19 protein-coding genes are annotated in these 20,067 nt (G+C 67.6%); 3 read left to right on the forward strand and 16 right to left on the reverse strand.

Annotated features, from left to right (window positions below; genetic code table 11):
* Positions 1–4: 4 nt before the first annotated feature.
* Genes pstB through ACOZ32_RS06975 form a run of 4 tightly spaced genes read right to left on the reverse strand, consistent with a single transcriptional unit; the run spans position 5 to position 4,608 of the window.
* Positions 5–850 carry a phosphate ABC transporter ATP-binding protein PstB gene (pstB, locus tag ACOZ32_RS06960; protein ID WP_010902290.1) on the reverse strand — a complete coding sequence of 282 codons (846 nt, stop codon included), beginning with the start codon at positions 848–850 and terminating at the stop codon, positions 5–7.
* A 6-nt stretch (positions 851–856) separates the two neighbouring features.
* The gene (gene pstA, locus ACOZ32_RS06965) at positions 857–2,557 is read right to left on the reverse strand and encodes a phosphate ABC transporter permease PstA (protein ID WP_205252453.1); all 1,701 of its coding nucleotides are present in this window, start codon (positions 2,555–2,557) and stop codon (positions 857–859) included.
* 1 nt (position 2,558) lies between these two features.
* Positions 2,559–3,518 (reverse strand): phosphate ABC transporter permease subunit PstC, encoded by a 960-nt coding sequence (gene pstC / locus ACOZ32_RS06970; RefSeq protein ID WP_010902292.1) that lies wholly within the window; start codon positions 3,516–3,518, stop codon positions 2,559–2,561.
* A gap of 55 nt (positions 3,519–3,573) precedes the next feature.
* The gene (locus tag ACOZ32_RS06975) at positions 3,574–4,608 is read right to left on the reverse strand and encodes a PstS family phosphate ABC transporter substrate-binding protein (RefSeq protein WP_285271377.1); all 1,035 of its coding nucleotides are present in this window, start codon (positions 4,606–4,608) and stop codon (positions 3,574–3,576) included.
* A gap of 226 nt (positions 4,609–4,834) precedes the next feature.
* On the opposite strand from ACOZ32_RS06975, the gene ACOZ32_RS06980 reads away from it, so the two are divergent.
* From ACOZ32_RS06980 to aspS, 3 genes are all read left to right on the forward strand, one after another.
* Positions 4,835–5,839, forward strand: coding sequence for a phosphate signaling complex PhoU family protein (locus ACOZ32_RS06980; protein WP_010902294.1), 1,005 nt, complete (start codon positions 4,835–4,837; stop codon positions 5,837–5,839).
* Between the two features lie 72 nt (positions 5,840–5,911).
* A complete protein-coding gene (locus ACOZ32_RS06985) occupies positions 5,912–6,883 on the forward strand; it encodes a phosphoadenosine phosphosulfate reductase family protein (RefSeq protein ID WP_424335103.1) in 972 nt (323 codons plus the stop codon).
* Between the two features lie 326 nt (positions 6,884–7,209).
* On the forward strand, positions 7,210–8,520 hold the full coding sequence (gene aspS, locus ACOZ32_RS06990; RefSeq protein WP_010902296.1) for an aspartate--tRNA(Asn) ligase: 1,311 nt from the start codon (positions 7,210–7,212) through the stop codon (positions 8,518–8,520).
* 36 nt (positions 8,521–8,556) lie between these two features.
* Here the strand turns inward: aspS and ACOZ32_RS06995 are convergent, their stop codons facing one another.
* The 12 genes from ACOZ32_RS06995 to ACOZ32_RS07050 form a co-directional block, all read right to left on the reverse strand.
* A complete protein-coding gene (locus tag ACOZ32_RS06995; RefSeq protein WP_205252455.1) occupies positions 8,557–8,841 on the reverse strand; it encodes a transcriptional regulator in 285 nt (94 codons plus the stop codon).
* Position 8,842: 1 nt separating this feature from the next.
* Complete coding sequence (locus ACOZ32_RS07000; RefSeq protein ID WP_205251502.1) at positions 8,843–9,460, reverse strand: hypothetical protein; 618 nt, start codon at positions 9,458–9,460, stop codon at positions 8,843–8,845.
* Positions 9,453–10,343, reverse strand: coding sequence for an ATP-binding cassette domain-containing protein (locus ACOZ32_RS07005; protein WP_205251503.1), 891 nt, complete (start codon positions 10,341–10,343; stop codon positions 9,453–9,455). The genes ACOZ32_RS07000 and ACOZ32_RS07005 overlap by 8 nt, the downstream gene beginning before the upstream one ends.
* On the reverse strand, positions 10,340–11,191 hold the full coding sequence (locus tag ACOZ32_RS07010) for an ABC transporter permease (protein ID WP_424335104.1): 852 nt from the start codon (positions 11,189–11,191) through the stop codon (positions 10,340–10,342). The genes ACOZ32_RS07005 and ACOZ32_RS07010 overlap by 4 nt, the downstream gene beginning before the upstream one ends.
* Positions 11,192–11,339: 148 nt before the next feature.
* The gene (locus ACOZ32_RS07015) at positions 11,340–12,167 is read right to left on the reverse strand and encodes an aldo/keto reductase (protein WP_012289160.1); all 828 of its coding nucleotides are present in this window, start codon (positions 12,165–12,167) and stop codon (positions 11,340–11,342) included.
* Between the two features lie 63 nt (positions 12,168–12,230).
* Positions 12,231–13,463 (reverse strand): digeranylgeranylglycerophospholipid reductase, encoded by a 1,233-nt coding sequence (locus ACOZ32_RS07020; protein WP_424335105.1) that lies wholly within the window; start codon positions 13,461–13,463, stop codon positions 12,231–12,233.
* A gap of 193 nt (positions 13,464–13,656) precedes the next feature.
* Positions 13,657–15,339, reverse strand: a complete 1,683-nt coding sequence (locus tag ACOZ32_RS07025; RefSeq protein ID WP_205251506.1) for a hypothetical protein — start codon at positions 15,337–15,339, stop codon at positions 13,657–13,659.
* Positions 15,311–16,069, reverse strand: a complete 759-nt coding sequence (locus tag ACOZ32_RS07030) for an ABC transporter ATP-binding protein (protein ID WP_424335106.1) — start codon at positions 16,067–16,069, stop codon at positions 15,311–15,313. Before ACOZ32_RS07030 ends, ACOZ32_RS07025 begins: the two co-directional genes overlap by 29 nt.
* 158 nt (positions 16,070–16,227) lie before the next feature.
* Positions 16,228–16,428, reverse strand: coding sequence for a helix-turn-helix transcriptional regulator (locus tag ACOZ32_RS07035; protein ID WP_010902305.1), 201 nt, complete (start codon positions 16,426–16,428; stop codon positions 16,228–16,230).
* Complete coding sequence (locus ACOZ32_RS07040; RefSeq protein ID WP_010902306.1) at positions 16,425–16,841, reverse strand: DUF2178 domain-containing protein; 417 nt, start codon at positions 16,839–16,841, stop codon at positions 16,425–16,427. The genes ACOZ32_RS07035 and ACOZ32_RS07040 overlap by 4 nt, the downstream gene beginning before the upstream one ends.
* 415 nt (positions 16,842–17,256) lie before the next feature.
* Entirely contained in the window at positions 17,257–18,126 is an 870-nt protein-coding gene (locus tag ACOZ32_RS07045) for a 2-oxoacid:ferredoxin oxidoreductase subunit beta (protein WP_010902307.1), read from the reverse strand.
* Positions 18,123–19,871, reverse strand: a complete 1,749-nt coding sequence (locus ACOZ32_RS07050; RefSeq protein ID WP_010902308.1) for a 2-oxoacid:acceptor oxidoreductase subunit alpha — start codon at positions 19,869–19,871, stop codon at positions 18,123–18,125. Before ACOZ32_RS07050 ends, ACOZ32_RS07045 begins: the two co-directional genes overlap by 4 nt.
* Positions 19,872–20,067 lie beyond the last annotated feature (196 nt).

Consider the following 20,067-nt stretch of genomic DNA (forward strand, 5'->3'; position numbering starts at 1 on the left):
CGTATCACCCAAACTTTCCAGTGATATACTCTTCGACGCGCTGGTGCTCGGGGTTCTCGAAGATCTGGTCGGTGTCCCCGAACTCCACGAGCTTGCCACCGGTGAGGAACACCGCGGTCTTGTCGCTGATGCGGGCGGCCTGCTGCATGTTGTGCGTGACGATCACCACGGTGTACTCCTCGGCGAGCTCCTCGATGAGGTCCTCGACCTGGCTGGTCGCCACCGGGTCGAGCGCGCTCGCGGGCTCGTCCATCAACAACACCTCGGGGTCGGGCGCGATCGCGCGGGCGATGCACAGCCGCTGTTGCTGGCCGCCGGACAGCGCCACCCCGGAGCTGTCAAGCTGGTGGCTGACCTCGTCCCACAGCGCCGCGCGCCGCAGCGACTGCTCGACGATCTCGTCGTGATCGCCCTCGACGTCCTGGATTTCGAGGCCGTACGCGACGTTGTCGTAGATGCTTTTGGGGAACGGGTTGGGCTCCTGGAACACCATTCCGACCCGCCGCCGGAGCGCAACCGGGTCGACGGCGGCGTCGTAGACGTTCGTCCCGCGCAGCGTGAGGTCGCCGTCGATGCGCGCGGCGTCGATGCGGTCGTTCATCCGGTTGATACACCGCAGGAACGTCGACTTCCCGCAGCCCGACGGCCCGATGATCGCCGTGACCTGCTGTTCGGGGATGTCGATGTCGACGCTTTCGAGCGCGCGCTCGGAGCCATAGAACACATCCAGATCCCTGGCTCTGATCACCGGCTCGGGGGGTGTCGTCGGTGTCGTCGTCGCCGCGCCGGTGGTCGCGGTGACACCGCCATCGCTCGATTCGTCGGCCGTCTCCGCCGTGTTCTCGGTCATCGTTGGTTAGTCATGTGATTGGTATTTGTTCCTGAGCACGATCGCCACGGAGTTCATCGCGAGCAACACCGTCACCAACACGACCACACCGGCCGGCACCACCTTGGTGTAGAAATCCGGGGTCGCGTAGAGGCTCGACCACGCGTACACCTGCAACGGCATCGCGGTGACCGTCTCCGAGACCTGCGTGGGCAGCGAGAACTTGATCGTGGGCGCACCGATCATGATCAGCGGTGCCGTCTCGCCGATGGCGCGACCCAGCGCGAGGATCGTGCCGGTGAGGATGCCGGAGAACGATCGCGGCAACACCACGTTGCGCACGGTCTGCCACTTGGTTGCTCCCATCCCGTCGGAGGCCGCGCGCTGGGCCTCCGGCACCGACCGGATGGCTTCCCGCGCGGAGATGATGATGATCGGCAGGATCAACAGGCCAAGCGTCGCGCCGCCGATCAGCACCGTGCCCGCGGGCCGATTGAGGTGTGTGACGAACAGCCCGAACCCGAGCAGCCCGTAGACGACCGACGGCACGCCCGCGAGGTTCGAGATGTTCACGTCGATCACACGCGTCAGCCAGTTGTCCGGTGCGTACTCTTCGAGATAGATCGCTGCGCCGACGCCCACCGGGAACGCCAGCACCGCGACGCTCAGCATGAGCAGGATCGACCCACCGATCGACGGGTAGAACCCGGCTGATTCGGCGTTCGTGCTGTGCGCGGACGTCAGAAACGCCCAGTCGACCCACGACTGCGGGCCGGCCAAGCCGACGACGGACACGATCCCGGCGCCGACCAGCGACCCCACGATCACGGTCGCCGGCACCGCCAGTCCGACCCGCTCGCGCGGGGCGTTGACCGCAACGTCGGCCGCGTACGCAGCCGGCGGCACCACCCCGACCGCCGCGACGACCACCGCCGGCACCGGCGTAACGCCGACCGCCGGGCCGACGACACCGGCCACCGCGACGACTGCGAGGAACGCACTGCTCGCAGCGACGCGCGCCCGCCGCCCGCGGTCTCGCGCCACCGCGTGGCCCGCGACGACCCCGATCGGGCCGCCGACGGTCGCCACGAGCATCAGCCATGGGGCCGGCGCAACCGGCACCCCGGACACCACGTCGACCACGCTGGGCACGAGGCGCACACTGCCGAGTGTCGCTCCCAGTGGGATGGGGAGCCCGAGCTGCGAGAGCCAGGACGCAACCGTCCCCAGCGGGCCGGGCAGACCGAACAGCGAGAGATAGAACGCCGCAGTCGTCACGCCGAACCGTGCGAGGAACGGCAGCCGCTGGTCGTAGGCGGTCACGCCGACGGTGATGGCGGCCGGCACCGCCAGTGCGACCACAACCGCCAGCCACGTCAGCGGGCGCACGATGTCGATGAACAGCATCGCCGCGCCGCCGCTGAACAGCAACGCGACGGCCACGAACCCCAGCGCGAGCATGCCGGTCTGGAAGGCGGCCTGGCTGCGCCGGTAGACGAACGCGCCAACGCCGGCGGTCGGCACCACGAGCGTGAGGAAGAACGTGAGATGCCACCCCGGATCGGCGGTCAGCGGTTGGATCGCGTCGTTTGCGACGTACAACAGCAGGATCGTCACGAACACGATGCCGAACAGGGTCGCCGCAAGCAGGAGCGCGCGGAACACGCGACCCGCGGTGCGACTGACCTGCCCGAAGCCCGCCGTTACGTCGCTGGTGTCGGCTGCCATCTCAGTACTCCTCCTTGAATCGGTGTGCGATCACGTCACTGACGATGTTCATCACGAGCGTAATCACGAACAGCGTGGCCCCGATCGCGAACACGCTGCGGTACGCGAGCCCGCCACCGGTCACGTCGCCTTTCACGAGTTTCACCATCGCCGCCGTCATCGGGAGCGCGGACTCCGTGTACGCCCCTGGGTCGATGATGTTGAGGAACCGCGCGGTCGACCCGGCGGCGATCGTGACCGCCATCGTCTCGCCGATGGCGCGCGACAGCGCCAGGATGAACGACGAGAAGATGCCGGACAGCGCCGCCGGCACGACGACGCCGGTCGACACTTCGAGTTTCGTCGCGCCCATTCCGTAGCCCGCCTGCCGGAGCTCGTCGGGCACGGCGGACATGGCGTCCTCGCTGATGGACGCCACCATCGGAATGATCATGATGCCCACGACGACGCACGCCGAGAGCATGTTGAACTTGCTCAACCCCGGGAGGACCGTGCCCAGTGCGGGCGTGATGTAGATGACGGCGAAAAACCCGTACACGACCGTCGGGATGCCCGCCAGGATCTCCAGGGCGGGCTTCAGGACCGACCGGAGTCGGGGGCTGGCGTACTCGCTGAGGTAGGTCGCGGTGCCGAGTCCGAGCGGCAACGCGATGATCGAGGAGCCGATCATCACCATCAGCGTCGCCGACACCAACGCGAGCACGCCGAAACTGCCGTTCGTTGGGTCCCAGTTCGTTCCAGTAAGGAACTCCACGATGCCCGCGGTCGCGCCGTCGACGCCGACCAGCGGCGCGGAGAACGTGAAGAACTTCGCAGCCTCGGTCGCCAGCAACGCGATGAGCCCGATCGTCGTCACGATCGAGAGGGCTGCACACAGGAAGAAGAACGACCGGGAGAGCAACTCTGAAGGGGCGTTCTGGGTGCGCGTCGTGAGCGCCGCTTCGAGGTCGTCTCCGCTCATTGGTTTGAATCAGTCATAGCGTACGTATACAGTCTTTGCTGGGTGGGGCGACGCGCTACTCGTCCGCACTGCCGGCCGCGTCGATGGCCTCAGTCAGCGCGTCCAGTTGTTCTCCTTGAACCTCTTCGCTGAGGGGCACGTAGCCCACTTGGTCGGCGACGATCGCCTCGCTCGTGGCGTGCTCGAGCCAGAACCGGAGGAACGCCGCGACCGCGGGCTCGGCCAGCGACGACTTCGCCGCGTACGTGAACAGCGGCCGGGAAAGCGGCGTGTACGCCCCGGATCGCGCGGTCTCCAGGCTCGGCTTCACCGGCTCGCCGTCGCCGTCGTCGACGGCAAGCGCTTTCACGCGGTCGCCGCTCTTCGAGTAGTACGCGTACCCGAGGTATCCCATCGCGTTCGCCGATCCCTCGACGCCCTGGATGATGGTCCGGTCCTGTTCGGTGCCGGTGTAGCTCCCGCCGCTGATGTGCGTGAGCTCCGTGTCGCCGCCGTGCAGGATGGACTCGATGAAGTAGTCGTAGGTGCCCGAGGCGCTCGACGGGCCGTACAGCTCCAGCGGTTCGTCGGGCCAGTCGGGGTTCACGTCGGACCACTGTTCGGTGTCGCGTTCGGCCGACCAGATGCTCCGCAGCTCGTCGACGGTGATGCTGTCGATGTCCAGGTCCGTGTTGACGATGACGGTCAGCGCGTCCGTCGCGACAGTGAACTCGACGGGCTCGATGTCGTTGTCCGTACACTGCTGTGCCTCGGCGTCCCGAACCTCTCGGGAGGCGTTGTTGAGGTCGGCGTTACCGGTGCAGAAGTGGTTGGCGAACCCGCCACCGGTGCCGGTGGATTTGGGGTTGAAGTTGACGTCCGGGTGTGCCTCGCCGGTGTCGCCGCCGCGGAAGAGCTCTGACATAGTGGTCGCCAGCGGGAACACTGTCGAGCTTCCAGCGAAGTCGACGGTGCCTGACAGCGAGTCGTCGGCGGGATCCTCGGATGACGTGCTCTGGCAGCCGGCGAGCGCTGCCGCGCCGGTTGCCCCCATCCCGGCGAGAACTTGACGGCGCGTACGTGTGGTGCGTTCGGCGTCGTCTGCTGGCATCGTCGTATGCTCGCCGCGATGTGAATAAGTACTCTGCTATTACGTATATATAGCAGTACATAGGGAACAGTTCACATCGCATGTCCGCGAATCGATTCGACGCTCGTCGTCGATGTATATTTCGACCCGAGCGCCTGCAAGCGCTTTATTCTCCTCTACAGTGGTTTGGTGTAGTAACTATGTATCGTGACCGGGATTTATATTACAGGCATCGATACGTGGTCGCATGGAACGACGGAAAGTCCAGGTCACCGGCGGCTCAACGTTCACCGTATCCATCCCGAAAGACTGGGCGCGCGATCACAGCGTCGAGGCCGGCGACGAGGTGGGGTTTCACCCGGACAGCGGCTCCCTCCTGTTGACCCCCATCGACGACACCGACACCGACAAAGGAACGCTGACGATCACCGACATGCACGGCGAAGAGCTCATGCGCGCAGTCATGACGATGTACGTCAGCGGCTTCGACGTGCTCGCCCTGGAAGCCGAGTCCATCGATCCCGACCAGCGCCGCGTCATCCGCGACGCCACCCAGGGGCTGGTCGGCCTCGAAGTCCTCGAAGAAACCAGCCAGCGCGTCGTCATCCAGGACCTCCTCGACTCCTCGGAGCTGTCCATCCACAACGCCGTTCGGCGCATGCACCTCATCGCGGTCTCCATGCTCGAAGACGCCGTCACCGCGCTCGCCACCCGAGACCCCGACATCGCCCGCGACGTCACGAACCGCGACGACGACGTCGACCGCCTCTGGTACGTCGTGTCACGCATCTTCCGGGGTGCACTGCGCTCGCCCACGGTCGCCCAAGAGATCGGCATCACGCGGGAAGTCGCGTTCGACTACCACTCCAGCGCCCGCCAACTCGAACGCGTCGCCGACCACGCCACCAAGATCGCAACCGCCACACACGACCTCAACGACGACATCCCCGAGGACGTCGTCGACGCCCTCGAAACCCTCCAGGCGGACGCCACCGACATCATCGAGACCGCCATGGACGCCCTGTTCGCGGACACCGCCGACGAAGCCACCGCCCTCGCCACCCAAGCCCGCGCACAAGTCCGCGACATCGACGACCAGGCCCGCGACGTCGATGACCGCCTCCACGGCCTCACCGCCCACCACGCCCAACACCTCGGCCTCGTCGTGGACTCACTCTCCCGAAGCGCCGACTACGGCGGCAACATCGCCGAAACCGCCCTGCAAAAGGCCGCCCCGACTCCCAACCCCTAACGCGCCCCTCTCCCGCCCCAGCCGTCGGCGGATATCCACACGCATATACGTTACCGGGTAGACCCCGAAGCCATGAGCGAGGACTTCCCGGACTACCTCGACGTCGACTACCACGACGGTGACGGTGAGAGCCCCGCTGACTACTCGACGCTGGACGCGAAAATCGAGCAGGCCATCGAGGTCACGCGCGACGGCCTCGAATCCTACGACAACCCCGCCATCATGTGGACCGGTGGTAAGGACTCGACGCTCACGCTGTACTTCGTCAAGGAGGTCGCCGACCAGTTCGACCTCGATGTCCCCGAAACCATTTTCATCGATCACTTCCAGCACTTCGACGAACTCCACGACTTCGTCGACCACTGGGCCGACGAATGGGACCTCGACGTCGTCTACGCCCGCAACGAGGACGTCGGCGACTACGTCACCGCCAACGACCTCGAACCCGGCGACGACATCCCGATCAGCGAACTCGACGACCAGAACCGACACCACGTCCGGGACCTCCTCGAATACGAGGAGGACTCGTTCCCGTTCCTGCTCGACACCTACGTCGGCAACCACCTCCTGAAGACCGTCGCGCTCAACAACGCCCTCGAGGAGCACGACGTCGACGGCATCCTCTCGGGCATCCGCTGGGACGAACAGGACGCCCGCGCCGACGAGACGTTCTTCAGCCCGCGCCACGACCCCGACGTCTACCCGCCCCACGACCGCATCCAACCCATCCTCCAGTTCGACGAAGCCGCCGTCTGGGACGCCTTCTGGTATTACGTCGTCCCCGAGACGGTCGCGGACTTCCCGGACGACGGCTACGTCCCCCAGGACTTCGACGACCTCCCCAACGACCTCACCCACGAGGACATCCCCGTCTCCCCCAAGTACTTCAAGGGCTTCCGTTCGCTGGGGAGTGAGGTTTCCACGGACAAGGCCGCCGAGGAACCCGCGTGGCTCCAGGACCTCGAAAACACCACCGAGCGCGCCGGCCGCGCCCAGGACAAAGAGGACCTGATGGAGCGGCTGCGCGATCTCGGTTACATGTAAGTCGGCCCGGTTCACGTCGGCGGGCTTCCCCACGCCAGGACCCCGACGCGCAGAACGCGCCACAAGCCCCTCACAGTGAACCGCGCGGACGCTGCACCACGGCTGCGCTGCGCAGGTTCGCAAATCATACGTACGTGGACGCACGACTCGGCAACAGCGACGATGACGGCGACACGCACACCGGTCGGATCGCGCGACGCCCGCCGTGACCGTGGTCGGGGTGTCGCCGGCGGCAATGCGCCTGCGTGAGCAGGCCACCACCCATTCTCCCGACTGCCCGGACGCCGTCGCAACGCGCCGCCAACCAGCCATCCACAACTCCACCAATGCTCGAACGAACCTACATCGAAGACGTAACGCCCGACGACGACGGCGAAGACACCACCATCGCCGGCCACGTCCACGAACTCCGCGACCTCGGCGGCATCCTCTTCGTCATCGTGCGGGACGCCACCGGCCGCCTGCAGGTCGTCGCGAAAGAAGACGACACCCCCGACCTCTTCGAGACGGCCGAAGGCCTCTCCAGCGAGGACGTGGTGCAGGTCACCGGCACGCTTGAGGCCAGCGACCAGGCCCCTGGTGGCGTCGAACTCGCGCCCACCGAGCTCACCGTCGTCAGCGAAGCCACCGACGTGCCGTCCATCGAGATCTCGAAGGACGTCGACGCCGACCTCTCGACGCGGCTGGACGAGCGCCACCTCGACGTGCGCAAGCCCTCGACGAAGGCGGTGTTCTCCCTGCGCTCGAAGGCGATGGGCGCGATGACCGACTGGTTCTACGACAACCGCTTCGAGGAGGTCGACACACCCGAACTCTCGACGGCGGGCGCTGAGGGCGGCGCGGACCTCTTCCCGGTCGTCTACTACGACAAGGAGGCCTATCTCTCCCAGAGCCCACAGCTCTACAAGCAGATCCTCGTCGCCTCGGGCGTCGACCGACTGTTTGAGGTCGGCCACGCGTTCCGCGCCGAGGACTTCGGGACCTCCCGGCACGTCTCCGAGATCGCCATGTTCGACGTGGAGCTCGGCTACGTCGAGGACCACCACGACGTGATGGACGTCCAGGAGGAGTCCCTGCGCCACACCATCCGACACGTCGTCGAGCACGCCCAGCGCGAACTCGACGAACTCGGCTCGGACCTCTCGGTCCCCGAGGCGGACTTCCCGCGCATCACGTTCGAGGAAGCCCGCGAGATCCTCGCCGACGAGTACGACCACGTCCCCGAGGACGACAACGACCTCGACACGAAAGGCGAGCGCCTGCTCGGGGAGTACTTCGAGGAGCAGGGCCACCCCGCCGTGTTCGTCGTCGGCTACCCGGACGAGAAGTTCTACTATCGCCAGGACGTCGACGGCGACGACGTCGCCTCCCGGAAGTTCGACCTGCTGTACCGCGGCCAGGAGCTGTCCTCCGGCGGGCAGCGTGAGCACGACATCGAGCGCCTGACGGCGAAGATGCGCGAGCAGGGCGTCGAGCCGGAGAACTTCGAGTTCTACCTCGACGCGTTCCGCTACGGCGTCCCGCCCCACGGCGGCTACGGGCTGGGCATCGACCGGCTCATCCAGCAGCTCGCCGGCCTCGACAACATCAAGGAAGCGATCCTCTTCCCGCGGGATCCCGACCGCCTCGAACCGTAGGCGGTTCGGACAGCCCGTCGAACGCCTCGTGTTCCGTTATTCCAGGCCGTCGATGAGTCCCTGCAGCGTCTGGACGTGGTCCTCGAACATCGCCTCGCCGTCCTCGGTGAGCACCGCCGTCGTGTGCGGTCGCTTGTCCACGAACTCCTTGCGGACCTCGACGGCGTCGGCGTCCTCCATGCGCTGGAGGTGACTGGAGAGGTTCCCCTCCGTCAGGTCCAGTTCGCCGGTGAGGTCGCCGAAACTGGACTCGCCGTGCCGGTAGAGGTACGCGAACAGTTCGAGCCGGGTCGGCTGGTGGACGAGCTTGTCGAGGTCCATCCTACGTTCGGGTCAACACGAGGTAGGAGGCTGCGGCGTAAACAACGTACGATGCGCCGAAGGCGGCGTAGCTCCACGTGTGCAGGACGTCGACGGTCGGGATGGCGACGCCCAGGGCGACCAGGAGGAGGCCACCCCCGTGTAGCACGTAGCGGTCCCGTGCACGGATGCGGTAGGCCTTCAGCGTCTCGCCGGCGACGAGGTAGCCGAGCCCGAGCATCACGGCGACGAGTCCGAGCGTGAGCGCGTTGTCCGCCAGGTAGCCGAGCTCCGGGAGGAACGGGTCGACGGCGGACAGCGCGGCGAACGACCCGAAGTAGACGACGAGAATCTGGAAGCCGACGTTCGGCTCGCTGTGGCCCGGCCCGAAGGCGTAGTCGTACCGCCGGGAGAGCACGAGGGAGCCGGCACCGAACAGCCCGACCCAGACGACGGGGTACCAGAACCCGGCTGCCCGCGCGAAGAGGAGGACCTGGGAGACGGCGCTCCCGGCCGCCACGAGGACGCTGAACAGCAGCCACTGTTCGGGTGCGCTCTCGTAGCGCTCGGCGATCCCCATCGCGTCCTTGATGCGGTCGAGGTCCTGCTGGAGTGCCCGGGGGTCGACGTCCTCACTCATTGTCGGCGGCTGCGTGGACGTAGTAGTTGAACGCGTCGGTGTAGCTCGGCTCCACGGTCTCGACGGTGGCGTCGCCGGCGTGCTCGCGGATGTCCGCGAGGGTCGCGTGCTCGCGGAGGAATCCGCGGCGTTCGTCGCCGTGGTAGAACGGGTCGCCGACGACGTGCGGGGCGAGGGCGTCGCCGGCGGTTGCCTGGCCGACCACTCGCACGACGGTCGGGACGCCGTCCAACAGCGCCTCGGGGGTGTCGACGGCGAGCACGCCGCCCCCGTTCACGAACGCGACGCGGTCGGCGAGGTCGGCGTCGACGGGCCGGTGGCTCGTGGCGACGACGGTCCCGCCGTCCGCGACGCGGTCGCGGATGACGCGGTGAAACGACTGCACCATCGAGAGGTCGACGCCCGCCGTCGGTTCGTCGAGGAGGTACAGCGGCGCGTCGACGGACAGCGCCAGCGAGAGTTCGAGCTTGCGTTTCATGCCCTCCGAGTAGTACTTGATGCGTTTGTCGAGGTCGCCGTCGATACCGAGGTCGTCGACGTACGTCCGCCAGCGGTCCGTGAACTCGGGGTGAAGCCGGGAGTAGAACGCGGCCGTCTCGCGGCCAGAGAGCGTGTCGACGCTCGCGCCGCCCTGCAGCAGCAGCGAGAGGGTCCGGCCGCCGTCTTCGCTGACGGGCGTCCCGAACACCGACACGGAGCCCTCCGACGGCTCGGTGCCACCGGCGAGACACGACAGCAACACCGTCTTCCCGGTGCCGTTGGGCCCCATCAACAGCAGCACTTCGTTCTCAGCGACGGTGAGGTCGATGCCGTCGAGGACGCCGTCCTCGCCGTAGGCCTTGTGGACGTTCCGCGCCTCGACGGCTGGCCGGTCGACGCTCACCGGACCGCACCCCCGTAGAGCGAGCGGCGGGTGGCGGCGACGGCGAGCGCGAGTCCGGCCACTGCGTAGCCCGCGAGCAGCGCGACGTGACCCATGCTCGTCGGCGCGCCGGGCGGTGCCAGTCCGGCTTGCGTCCACCCGCCGGCGGCGACGAGGTGGTGGACGGCCAGCCGGGTGGCCAGCGCGTTCGGGACGACGTTCACGAAGTCGGCAGCGCCGGCGAGCATCCCGGGCTGGATGCCGTTGTAGCCGGTGAGGAAGAAGGCGAGCATGACGACGCTGACGGCGACGATGCTCGCGAACTTCGCGTCCGGGACGACGGCGACGAGGACGACGGCGATGCTGGCGGCGAACAGGCCGAGCGCCAGCAGCCCGAGCAGGGCCACGGGGATCGAGGCGGCCGACCGGAGCGTGAACGCCGCTCCCGTGGCGGCACCGACGCCCAGCACAGCGAGGACGGCGGCGACGGCGAACAGGTAGGCGGCCGCGAACCGTCCGAGGAAGTCCGCTGCCGGCGACACGGGGAGTGCTCGGAACTGGCGGTATCGGCCGCGTTCGACGTCCGCGACGAGCGACCGGGAGAACGTGCTCAGGAACACGGTGAGGGCCGCGAAGGCCCCGTACGAGACGGCGTGCGTGGCTTTGACCGCGCTCACGACCTCGGCCGGCATCCCTCCGGTGTCGATGAAAAGGGACACGGACAGCAGGTAGAACATCGCGGGGAACGCCACCGCCCAGAAGGCGACAGCGCTGTTCCGGCGGAGCGTCTGGAGGGTTCGCACGGCGAACGCCGTGGTCTGTTCGAGGAGCCGGCCCAGGGGCGGGCCGCCACGTGTCTCGATGCTCATACTACGTCACTGACACCGACTTACAAATAACTTTGCACTACAAACCCACTTTGCAGCGCAAAGTCGCGGCTCGCGGGGCTGCGGTGTCGGTTCGATTCGGGGACTCGTCGAGAAATACTGCGTGTGGTGGGTCGGCGCTACGGTCGGCTCAGTTCCAGGGCCCGAACTCCGGGTCGACCTGTCGCTCGCGGCGGTCGATGCCGTCGATCTTCGCGACGTCCTCGTCGTCGAGTTCGAGATCGAGGCTCGCCCAGTTGTCGGCGATGTGGTCCTCGCCGGTCGCCTTCGGGATGGCGGTGACGCCCTTCCGGCGCACCCACGCCAGGCTCACCTGCGCCTCGCTGACGCCGTGCTTCTCCGCGACGGCCTGGATCTCGGGCACGTCGAAGACCTCACCGCGGGCCAGCGGCGAGTACGCCACCAGCTCGATGTCCTCGCCGTCGGCGTACTCGCGCAGCTCCTCCTGTTGGAGGAGCGGGTGGAACTCCACCTGGTTGGCGAACGGCAACTCGCCCAGGACGTCTTCGGCTTCGTCGAGATGCCGGGGCTCGAAGTTGCTCACGCCGATGCGCTCGGTCACGCCGTCGGCCTGCAGGTCGGCCAGCGCAGCCAGCGTCTCCGTGGCGTCGTACTGGTTTGCCGGCCAGTGCACGTACAGGAGGTCGACGTAGTCGACGCCGAGCTTCTCCAGGCTCTGTTCGGTCGCGGGCGCAACGTCGCCGTCACCGAGCTCGCTCGTCCACACCTTCGTCGCGAGGAAGACGTCCTCGCGGTCGACGTCGGCGGCCGCGATGCCGTCGCCGACGGCGTCCTCGTTCTCGTAGATCTGTGCCGTGTCGATGTGCCGATACCCCATTTCGAGGGCGGTTCGTACGCTGTCCGCGCACGCACTGGGATCCTCGTTCTCCCAGGTTCCCAGTCCGAACTCGGGCATCTCCTCGACGACCGCCGCGCGCTGCTGTGTGTCCTGTGCCATACGCATAGCAACAACGGGTAGGTGGTTAGCGGTTGTGGATGCGGCGAGAACGCCGGCGTGTCCTCACGCGCGCAGCCGGTCGCGGGCGAACCGCGCGAGCAGGGGGACGTCTTCGGTGTGCACGAACTCGAGCAGCGACCGCAGCCCGCCCTCGTTCGCGCCGGACAGCGTCCCGACGTCGGCCGTCTGCAGGTCGCTCATGAGGCGGTCGTAGCGCTCGTTGGACGCGAGATACAGCAGCTGGGTCATGGTCAGCCGCATCCGCGCGTTCGGCGCGACACGCTTGTGCCAGAGGTCGTCGTAGATCGACAGCGCGTCCGCGGACGTATCGCGGTTGTCGCCCATGAAACACCGGTCGGCGGTGATGGCGGCCGCGCGCGCCGACTCCATGCATTTGTGGATCCCCTCCCCCCACAGCGGGTCGACCGTCGGCACGGTGTCCCCGATGGCCATGAAGTTGTCCGTCGAGAAGTTCGCCGGCAACTGGATGTGCGCCGACCCGCGGTGCTGTTTGCCCGCCAGTTTCGTGGCGTCGGCGAGGCGCGGATCGGTCTCCATCCAGTAGTCGAGGTGGTCGTCGATGCTCTTCGAGGCGTCACCGAACCGCTGGTAGCTCTCGTTTTGGATGTAACAGATGCCGACTTTTGCGGTGTCAGCGCCCGTGTGAAAGATCCACGAGTAGCCGCCGGGCGCGAGGTCGTGATCCAGGCGCAGCATCATCGCGTCGCTCAGGTCGGCGTACCCCTCGTGGTCGACGGCGACGTTCTCCATCTCCCACTCGATGCCGATGGCCTGGTTGCTGCGCCGGAGGTCCGTCACGCCGAGTTTCTTCGCAAGCGGCGCCGCCGGGCCGGTGGCGTCGATGATGATGTCGCCGTACACCTCCTCGTCGCCGTCGTACTTCACGCCGACAATCTCCCCGGCTTCCGTGATCGGGTTGTTCACGCGCGCCTCGAACCGGTACTCGGCACCCTGCTGTTCGCCGGCGGCGACCAGCCACTGTTTGAACTCCGCGAACTCCAGGACCGCGCCGGGCTGATCCTGGACGAAATACTCGTGGGGGGATTCCAACACAACGTCGTCGGTGTACTGCATGACCACGTCGTCGGGCACGCCGAACGCGCCCATCATGGACGCGAACGTGCCCGCAGTGGACTTGTTCGACTGGCGGGGGAACTCGTCCTCGGGTTCGGCTTCGAGGACGACCACGTCGTAGCCCCGCTCCGCGAGGTCGCGCGCGCACTGTGCTCCTGCTGGGCCGGCACCGGCGACAATAACGTCGTGCATGTCTGACATAGGATCGATCACGCCGAAGGGTGACGCGAGTCAGTCGCCCTGAACCGGGTGCTGTCAGCAGCCAGTCACGACCACCGGCCCGCGCACGGCTAGTTGTTCACTCTGAACCACGCCGGGGACTAAAAACACGCGGGAACGTTCCTGACGCCCGCAAAGGGGTGGGACTCCCCGACACCGGCTCGTGCGCGCTCGGTCAGGCCAGCCGGTAGCCCCCGAGCCGGGCCACTGCCACCCGGTAGGCCACCGGAAGCGCAACAGCGACCGCCGCCAGCGCGACGAAGGCCCCCGTTTCGACGGTGCCCGCGCTCACACGCCAACCAAACGGCAGCGTCCGCGAGACGAGCACGGTGACTGCATCGTGGAGGACGTCGCTCCGGACGACGGTGACCGCGACGACGGCCGCCGTGAGTGTCGCGGAGAACACGCCGTACGCGACCTTGCTGGGTGGCACGGCGCGGCGGGACCCGGCGAGGTCGACGCCCTCGAAGCGGGGAAAGACGCTGCCGACCCCGGCTGCGAGCACGGATGCGGCCAGCACAGCGCTGCCGGCTGCGACCACGACGCCCAGTACGCCGCCCAACGAGTAGCCTGCGGCGCCGGCGAGCAGGCCGGCCACAGCCCCGCTGACAGGGACAGCGACAACGCCGGTCGCCGCGACGTAGCCGCGGACGACGTGCCGGCCGCCGGCGCGCGCCGTCAGCAGCGACGGCAGCGACCTGCCCTGATTCCCGAGGGGGTTGAGGGGGAGCGCCGCGCCGCCCGCCCACGCACCATACCAGACGGCCAGCCAGGGCGCGTACCGCGGCACGGTGCCGCCGGCGAGGACCTGCTCGCCGACCGGGATCGCCCCCACCAACGGGAAGGCGACGAAAACCAGCCGGAGCGGCGACCGGTAGATCTGCAACAGTGCCGTGCTCGCGACGCCGTGGGTCGCAGGCGCGCGCGTCAGCACGCCGAGCAGTCTGTCGACCGCGTGGTCGGGCGCAGTCGTGGGTTCGCCGTCACTCTCGGTCGACGCCATCCCGTCGGCGCGCCAGGCGTACCGGGCGGCCGGCACCGCGAGAAGGACGCCGGCGCCTGCGACGACGACACCGAGGGCGAACGCCCCAGCGACACCGGTGGCGCCGGGAGTCACGCCGGGCGTTGTCGCCAGCGAGAGGTCGCCGAGCCAGCAGAGCGGGGGCGCGCGGAGCACGGGTCGCAGGGCGTCGATGGCGGTCGTGAACTCCCCGGTGAGCATCACAGCGAAGTACCCGAGGCCGATACCCACTCCGAGCACCGGCTTCAGTTGCGTGAGGACGTTCGACCGGCGGACGACGCCCTTCAGCAGGAAGCCGACGGGGTAGCCGGTGGCTGCCGCCGACGTGACGGTGACTGTCGCCGCGGCGACGACGCCGAGGACGGGGACCGGCGTTCCCAGTCCCAGGCTCAGCCCGAGGGCCAGCCCGAGTGCCGGGAAGAGCATGAACCCGGCGAGCTTGACAGCGGCGCTCGCGAGCTTCCCGGCGGTGATGTCGGCGGTCGGGCGGAGCGTGAGGTAGTGGCCGTCGTTGTCGAGGTCGCCGTTCGAACCGACAGCCTCGACGACGAGCATCGCGACCGTGAACAGCCAGGCGACGCTCCAGGCGGTCGCCGCACCGCCGGCCGCGAACCACGGCGTCTCACCGGCCGCCAGCGCGACGCCGGTGTCGTGGCCGAGCGAGTACGCGTACACCGTGATGAGCGCGAAGCCGACGGCCGAGAGCGCGCCGTACAGCAGCCAGAAGTCCTGGCCGCGCAGCTTCCGGTAGCCCCGCACGAGGTCGACGCGCGCCAACTCGACTGCGGCCTCGGCGTCGGGGACGGCTTCACGAATCCGGGAGCGGGGCGTCGGCATCCGCAGTCACCTCCATGAAGACGGTCTCCAGGTCGGTCGCGCTGCCCTCGCGGGCGGTCGATTTGAGGTTCTCTGGGTCACCGTCGGCGACGAGGACGCCGTCGTCGATGACGCCGATGGTGTCCGCGAGTTCGTCGACGACGGGGAGGACGTGCGTGGAGAGAAGGACAGTCGCGTCCCCCGCCGCGAGGTCCGCGACGGTGTCCCTGACGGTGCGGGCGGCCCGGGGGTCCAGCCCCGACGTGGGTTCGTCGAGGAACAGGACGTCCGGGTCGTGGAGCATCGCGGCGACCACGCCGATCTTCTTCGTCATGCCTGTGGAGTACGACTCGATGCGGCGGTCGGCGTCCGCGAGCAGGTCGAACCGCTCCAGCAGCGACTCGATGTGGGTGTCCGCCTCGCCGTCGTCGAGCCCGTGGAGTCGGGCGACGTGCCGGAGCTGCTCCCAGCCCGTCAGCTCGTCGAAGACCGGTGGATCGGCGGGTAGGTAACCGATTCGCGGGGTGAGCGCCGCCCGGTCGGTGACTGGAACGCCGGCGACCTCGGCGGTCCCCGCGGTGGGATCGGTGAGGGAGGTGAGCAGGCGCATTGTCGTCGTCTTCCCGGCACCGTTCGGTCCGAGGAAGCCGTAGACGCTGCCCGCGGGCACGGCGAGGTCGAGGTCGTCGACCGCAGCTTCGTCGCCGTAACGCTTCGTCAGGCCGTCTGCGCGGATGGCGAGGTCGGTCATCGGCGGTCTCCAGTCGGTGTCGTGGTGTCGAGGCCGGTGGGGGACATGGCTTGACTCGACTCGCGTGTAAAGCGAGGTTTACAGGAAAGTATGTTTTACACTCCAAGGTAAAGCTGTCGGTGGTCCGAACAGAACACCGAGCAGCGCTGCCGCCTTCGCTACCCGTCGAGTTCGGGGTCGAAGAGGTCCTCGATCCGGCAGTCGAAGAAGTCCGCGAGCTTGAACGCGAGTTCGATGCTGGGGTCGTAGCGGTCGCGCTCGATGGCGTTGATGGTCTGCCGAGTGACACCGACGGCGGCCGCGAGGTCGGCCTGACTCAGGTCGGCCTCGCCGCGGCGTTCGCGCACGTGGTTTCTCATCGTCGGTAGCGAATGGCGGTGTAGACGACGCCGTAGACGATGAACAGGGCCGAGATGGTGAGGAAGCCACCGACGAACTCCTCGGGCACGTCCACCGACGGCATCTGGTCAACGACGACGTGCGTGGTCATCGCCAGTAGACCCACGACGCCCGCAATCTGGAGTGTGAGCAGGCTCGCCCGGCGCTCCAGGTCGAGGTCGCGCTCGTCGTACAGCGTGACGGAGGTCCCCTTCCAGACTGCGAGGGAGCCGAGGATGCCCGCCCAGTACACCACGAGTCCGGCCAGCGGGTAGTCGAACTCCGCGGCAACGATGAACCCGCCGACGCCGACGCCGATGCACGCGTACATCAGCCGCCGGTACCGCCGGACCTTCGCCAGTCGCCCCGTCCCGGTCGACCCGCGGTCGCTCATGGACACGATCGTAACGCGTGCTTTACTCCCGGGTGGCTTGTAGGTTTCCTCTCAGCGGGCCCCTGGCAGCCCTCGTGCCTGCACGGTGGATCTCTGCACGTGCGACCGGTCGACGACCGACAGCGGCCGGTGACGCCACCCCGGACACCTCGCCGAACACTTCGAACCAGCCGATGGTCCGGATGCCGGCCTCGACCCGATCCACAGCCTCCGGAACGCGCTCCAAGCCCGCTACTGGCCGGTCTGGAAGTCCCGCTGACGCACTGAGACGTGAGAGTCGGTCGGCGAAGCATCGGCGCGCGAACGGGATGAGCGCACCGGCCACCACGAGCGGCGGTACGGAGCGAGCAGGGAGTGTTTATCGCAGTTTCGCGAGGAGAGGTCGCCGGAGGCGATCCGGCGAAGTAAACCGGGACTAGTAGAACTCGCGGACGAGATCGGTGGCGCCGTCGGGCGCGCCGTCCGGGAGCTCGGCCATGTTCTCGGTGACGCCGTGGGCCTCGCTGTACGGCGTCGAGTCCTCGTCCTGGTAGAGCACGCCGAGGTACTCCTTGCCGGCGTCGAGGATGGCGTCTTTGGCCTGGTCGTAGTCGTGGCGGTCGTAGTCGTCGTCCTCGCTGAGGTCCACGAGGCTGTCCCGGAAGTAGTCGTAGGTGTCGACGTCGTTGAACGTGACACACGGGGAGAACGTGTTGACGAGGCTGAACCCGTCGTGTTCGATGGCCTCCTGGACGATCTCCTGGTGACGCAGCGCGTCCGAGGAGAAGCTCTGTGCGATGAAGCTGCCGCCCGCAGCCATCGCCAGTGCCAGCGGGTTCACCGGTGGCTGCTTCGGGCCGTCCGGCGAGGTCGACGTCTCGAAGTCCGACCGGCTGGTCGGGGACGCTTGGCCCTTGGTCAGCCCGTAGATGCGGTTGTCCATCACGACGTACGTGATGTCGACGTTCCGCCGGACGGCGTGGATGAAGTGGCCGGCACCGATCGAGTAGCCGTCGCCGTCGCCGCCCGCCACCATCACTTCGAGGTCCGGGTTCGCGAGCTTCACGCCGGTGCCGACGGGGAGCGCGCGTCCGTGCACGCCGTGGAGCGCGTACGACCGCATGTACGTGCCGATCTTCCCCGAGCACCCGATGCCCGCGACGACGAACGTGTCGTCGGGGCTGTTGCCGGTTTCCGCGAGCGCTTTCATCATGCCGTTCATGGTGCCGAAGTCACCGCATCCCGGACACCACGTCGGCTGCTTGTCTGACTTGAAGTCGGTGAATCGAACGTTCTCTGAGCTCATGCGAGGGACTCCGTGATTTCGGCGGCGAGTTCGTCCGCTTTGAAGTCGACGCCGGTGTAGTTGTTGATGCGTGTGACGCGCTCGAGCACGTCGTGCTCGATCACGTCGGCGAACTGGCCGGTGGCGTTGGCTTCGACAACGACGACGTCGTCGGCGGCTTCGACCTCGTCGGTGAGGTCGGGCCGCGGGTAGATGTACGGCACCGACACCACGCGGATGTCGGGGTCGTCGTCGCCGTCGAGGTACTCCAGGGCTTCGACGATGGTGCCCTCGTTCGACCCCCACGAGACCACGAGGTTGTCGGCGTCGCTGTCGCCGAACTCGCGGTAGTCGAACTGCTCGCGCTCGCGGGCGGTGTCGACTTTCCGGTAGCGTTTGTCGACCTGGTCGACGCGCACGTCCGTGTCTTCGGTGCGGCGACCGAGTTCGTCGTGCTCCAGGCCCGTGGACATGTGGACGCCGCCCTCGGTGCCCGGCACGGCGCGCGGGCTGATGCCGTCGGCGGTGTCGGCGTGGGGTCGGAACTGCTCGGTGTCGTTTTGCCACGCGGAGATCTCGTCCTCGTCGACGAGCTTCCCGCGCTCGATCTCGACCGCGTCCATGTCGAACTCCTCGGGCGGATACGTGCGCTCGGTGACCGCCATCGAGAGGTCCGCGGTGACGTAGACGGGGAGCTGGTATTTCTCCGCGAGGTTGAACGCCTCGACGGTCTTGTGGAAGCACTCCGCGACCGACGTGGGCGCGACGACGAACCGCGGGATCTCGCCGTGGCCGCCTTTCAGCATCATGTTCAGGTCGCCCTGTTCTTGCTTGGTCGGCATCCCCGTCGAGGGGCCCGACCGCATCACGTTCGCGATCACCAGCGGTGTCTCACTGGTGGCGACCAGGCCGAACGTCTCGCTCATCAGGTCGATGCCCGGCCCGGAGGTCGCGGTCATCGATCGCGCGCCGGCGCGCGCCGCACCCAGCGCGAGGTTGATCGCCGCGAGTTCGTCCTCGGCCTGGACGACGTGGCCGCCGAACTGCTCGATGCGGCCCGTGAGGTACTCCATGACGTCCGTCGCCGGGGTGATGGGGTAGCCGGCGTAGAACCGGCAGCCGGCCGCGATTGCGCCCATGCCGATCGCCTCGTCGCCGTTCAGGAGGACGTAGTCCTCGTCGGTGGTCTCCAGCTCGTAGGGGAGCGTGACGTCCTCGAACTCCTCGGCGACGTACTCGGCACCCAGGCGGGCCGCCTGCTTGTTGTTCTCGATGATCTGTTCGCCCTTCCCGCTGAACCGCTTTTCGAGGGATTCGTCGAGGTTCTCGATGGGGAAGTCCGCGACCGCACAGACCGCGCCCAGGGCGACGATGTTCCGCATGATCGCGCCGCCGGCGTCCTCGGCGAGGTCCTTCAGCGGGATGTCGAGCCCGGTGACTTCCGCGGGGGATTCGAAGTCGGCGAACTCGGTGCGGTCGCCGTCGTAGATGATGATGGAGTCCGCGTGCAGCTCATCGAGGTTCTCGTCGACGGTGCGTTCGGTGAGCGCGATGAGGATGTCGAGGCGGTCGACTACACTCTGTACTTGGTCGACCGACGTACGGACCTTGTAGGCAGTGTACCCACCTCGGATGCGTGATGCGAAGTCCTTCGAGGTGAACACGTGCCGGCCGGCGCGCGACAGCGCCTGCGCAAAGATCTTGCCGGTGGACGCGATTCCATCGCCGGCCTCCCCGCCGATGGCCCAGTTCAGGTCGTCGTGCATGTCGTTACGGGCTACCCGGGCCGCCAGCAAAAAGGCTTCTGAAGGCGTCTCCCGGCTGGAATGCAACGGACCCGCTGGCACGCATCGCGAAACTGGACGTACGTGTGCTCGGGTCCCACAGGCGTGTACGACCACGTGGTGTGTGACGCCGAACCGTGAACCCCGGAAGTTGCTGGTGTGACATCTGGCGGCCGAC

The organism is Halobacterium sp. MBLA0001 (assembly GCF_049705385.1).
Lineage (GTDB): Archaea > Halobacteriota > Halobacteria > Halobacteriales > Halobacteriaceae > Halobacterium > Halobacterium salinarum.

Excerpts from the sequence above, each read along its gene's own strand:
- pstB (WP_010902290.1), bottom strand. The coding sequence starts at position 850 with ATGACCGAGAACACGGCGGAGACGGCCGACGAATCGAGCGATGGCGGT.
- pstA (WP_205252453.1), bottom strand. The coding sequence starts at position 2,557 with ATGGCAGCCGACACCAGCGACGTAACGGCGGGCTTCGGGCAGGTCAGT.
- pstC (WP_010902292.1), bottom strand. The coding sequence starts at position 3,518 with ATGAGCGGAGACGACCTCGAAGCGGCGCTCACGACGCGCACCCAGAAC.
- ACOZ32_RS06975 (WP_285271377.1), bottom strand. The coding sequence starts at position 4,608 with ATGCCAGCAGACGACGCCGAACGCACCACACGTACGCGCCGTCAAGTT.
- ACOZ32_RS06980 (WP_010902294.1), top strand. The coding sequence starts at position 4,835 with ATGGAACGACGGAAAGTCCAGGTCACCGGCGGCTCAACGTTCACCGTA.
- ACOZ32_RS06985 (WP_424335103.1), top strand. The coding sequence starts at position 5,912 with ATGAGCGAGGACTTCCCGGACTACCTCGACGTCGACTACCACGACGGT.
- aspS (WP_010902296.1), top strand. The coding sequence starts at position 7,210 with ATGCTCGAACGAACCTACATCGAAGACGTAACGCCCGACGACGACGGC.
- ACOZ32_RS06995 (WP_205252455.1), bottom strand. The coding sequence starts at position 8,841 with ATGGACCTCGACAAGCTCGTCCACCAGCCGACCCGGCTCGAACTGTTC.
- ACOZ32_RS07000 (WP_205251502.1), bottom strand. The coding sequence starts at position 9,460 with ATGAGTGAGGACGTCGACCCCCGGGCACTCCAGCAGGACCTCGACCGC.
- ACOZ32_RS07010 (WP_424335104.1), bottom strand. The coding sequence starts at position 11,191 with ATGAGCATCGAGACACGTGGCGGCCCGCCCCTGGGCCGGCTCCTCGAA.
- ACOZ32_RS07015 (WP_012289160.1), bottom strand. The coding sequence starts at position 12,167 with ATGGCACAGGACACACAGCAGCGCGCGGCGGTCGTCGAGGAGATGCCC.
- ACOZ32_RS07020 (WP_424335105.1), bottom strand. The coding sequence starts at position 13,463 with ATGTCAGACATGCACGACGTTATTGTCGCCGGTGCCGGCCCAGCAGGA.
- ACOZ32_RS07025 (WP_205251506.1), bottom strand. The coding sequence starts at position 15,339 with ATGCCGACGCCCCGCTCCCGGATTCGTGAAGCCGTCCCCGACGCCGAG.
- ACOZ32_RS07030 (WP_424335106.1), bottom strand. The coding sequence starts at position 16,069 with ATGACCGACCTCGCCATCCGCGCAGACGGCCTGACGAAGCGTTACGGC.
- ACOZ32_RS07035 (WP_010902305.1), bottom strand. The coding sequence starts at position 16,428 with ATGAGAAACCACGTGCGCGAACGCCGCGGCGAGGCCGACCTGAGTCAG.
- ACOZ32_RS07040 (WP_010902306.1), bottom strand. The coding sequence starts at position 16,841 with ATGAGCGACCGCGGGTCGACCGGGACGGGGCGACTGGCGAAGGTCCGG.
- ACOZ32_RS07045 (WP_010902307.1), bottom strand. The coding sequence starts at position 18,126 with ATGAGCTCAGAGAACGTTCGATTCACCGACTTCAAGTCAGACAAGCAG.
- ACOZ32_RS07050 (WP_010902308.1), bottom strand. The coding sequence starts at position 19,871 with ATGCACGACGACCTGAACTGGGCCATCGGCGGGGAGGCCGGCGATGGA.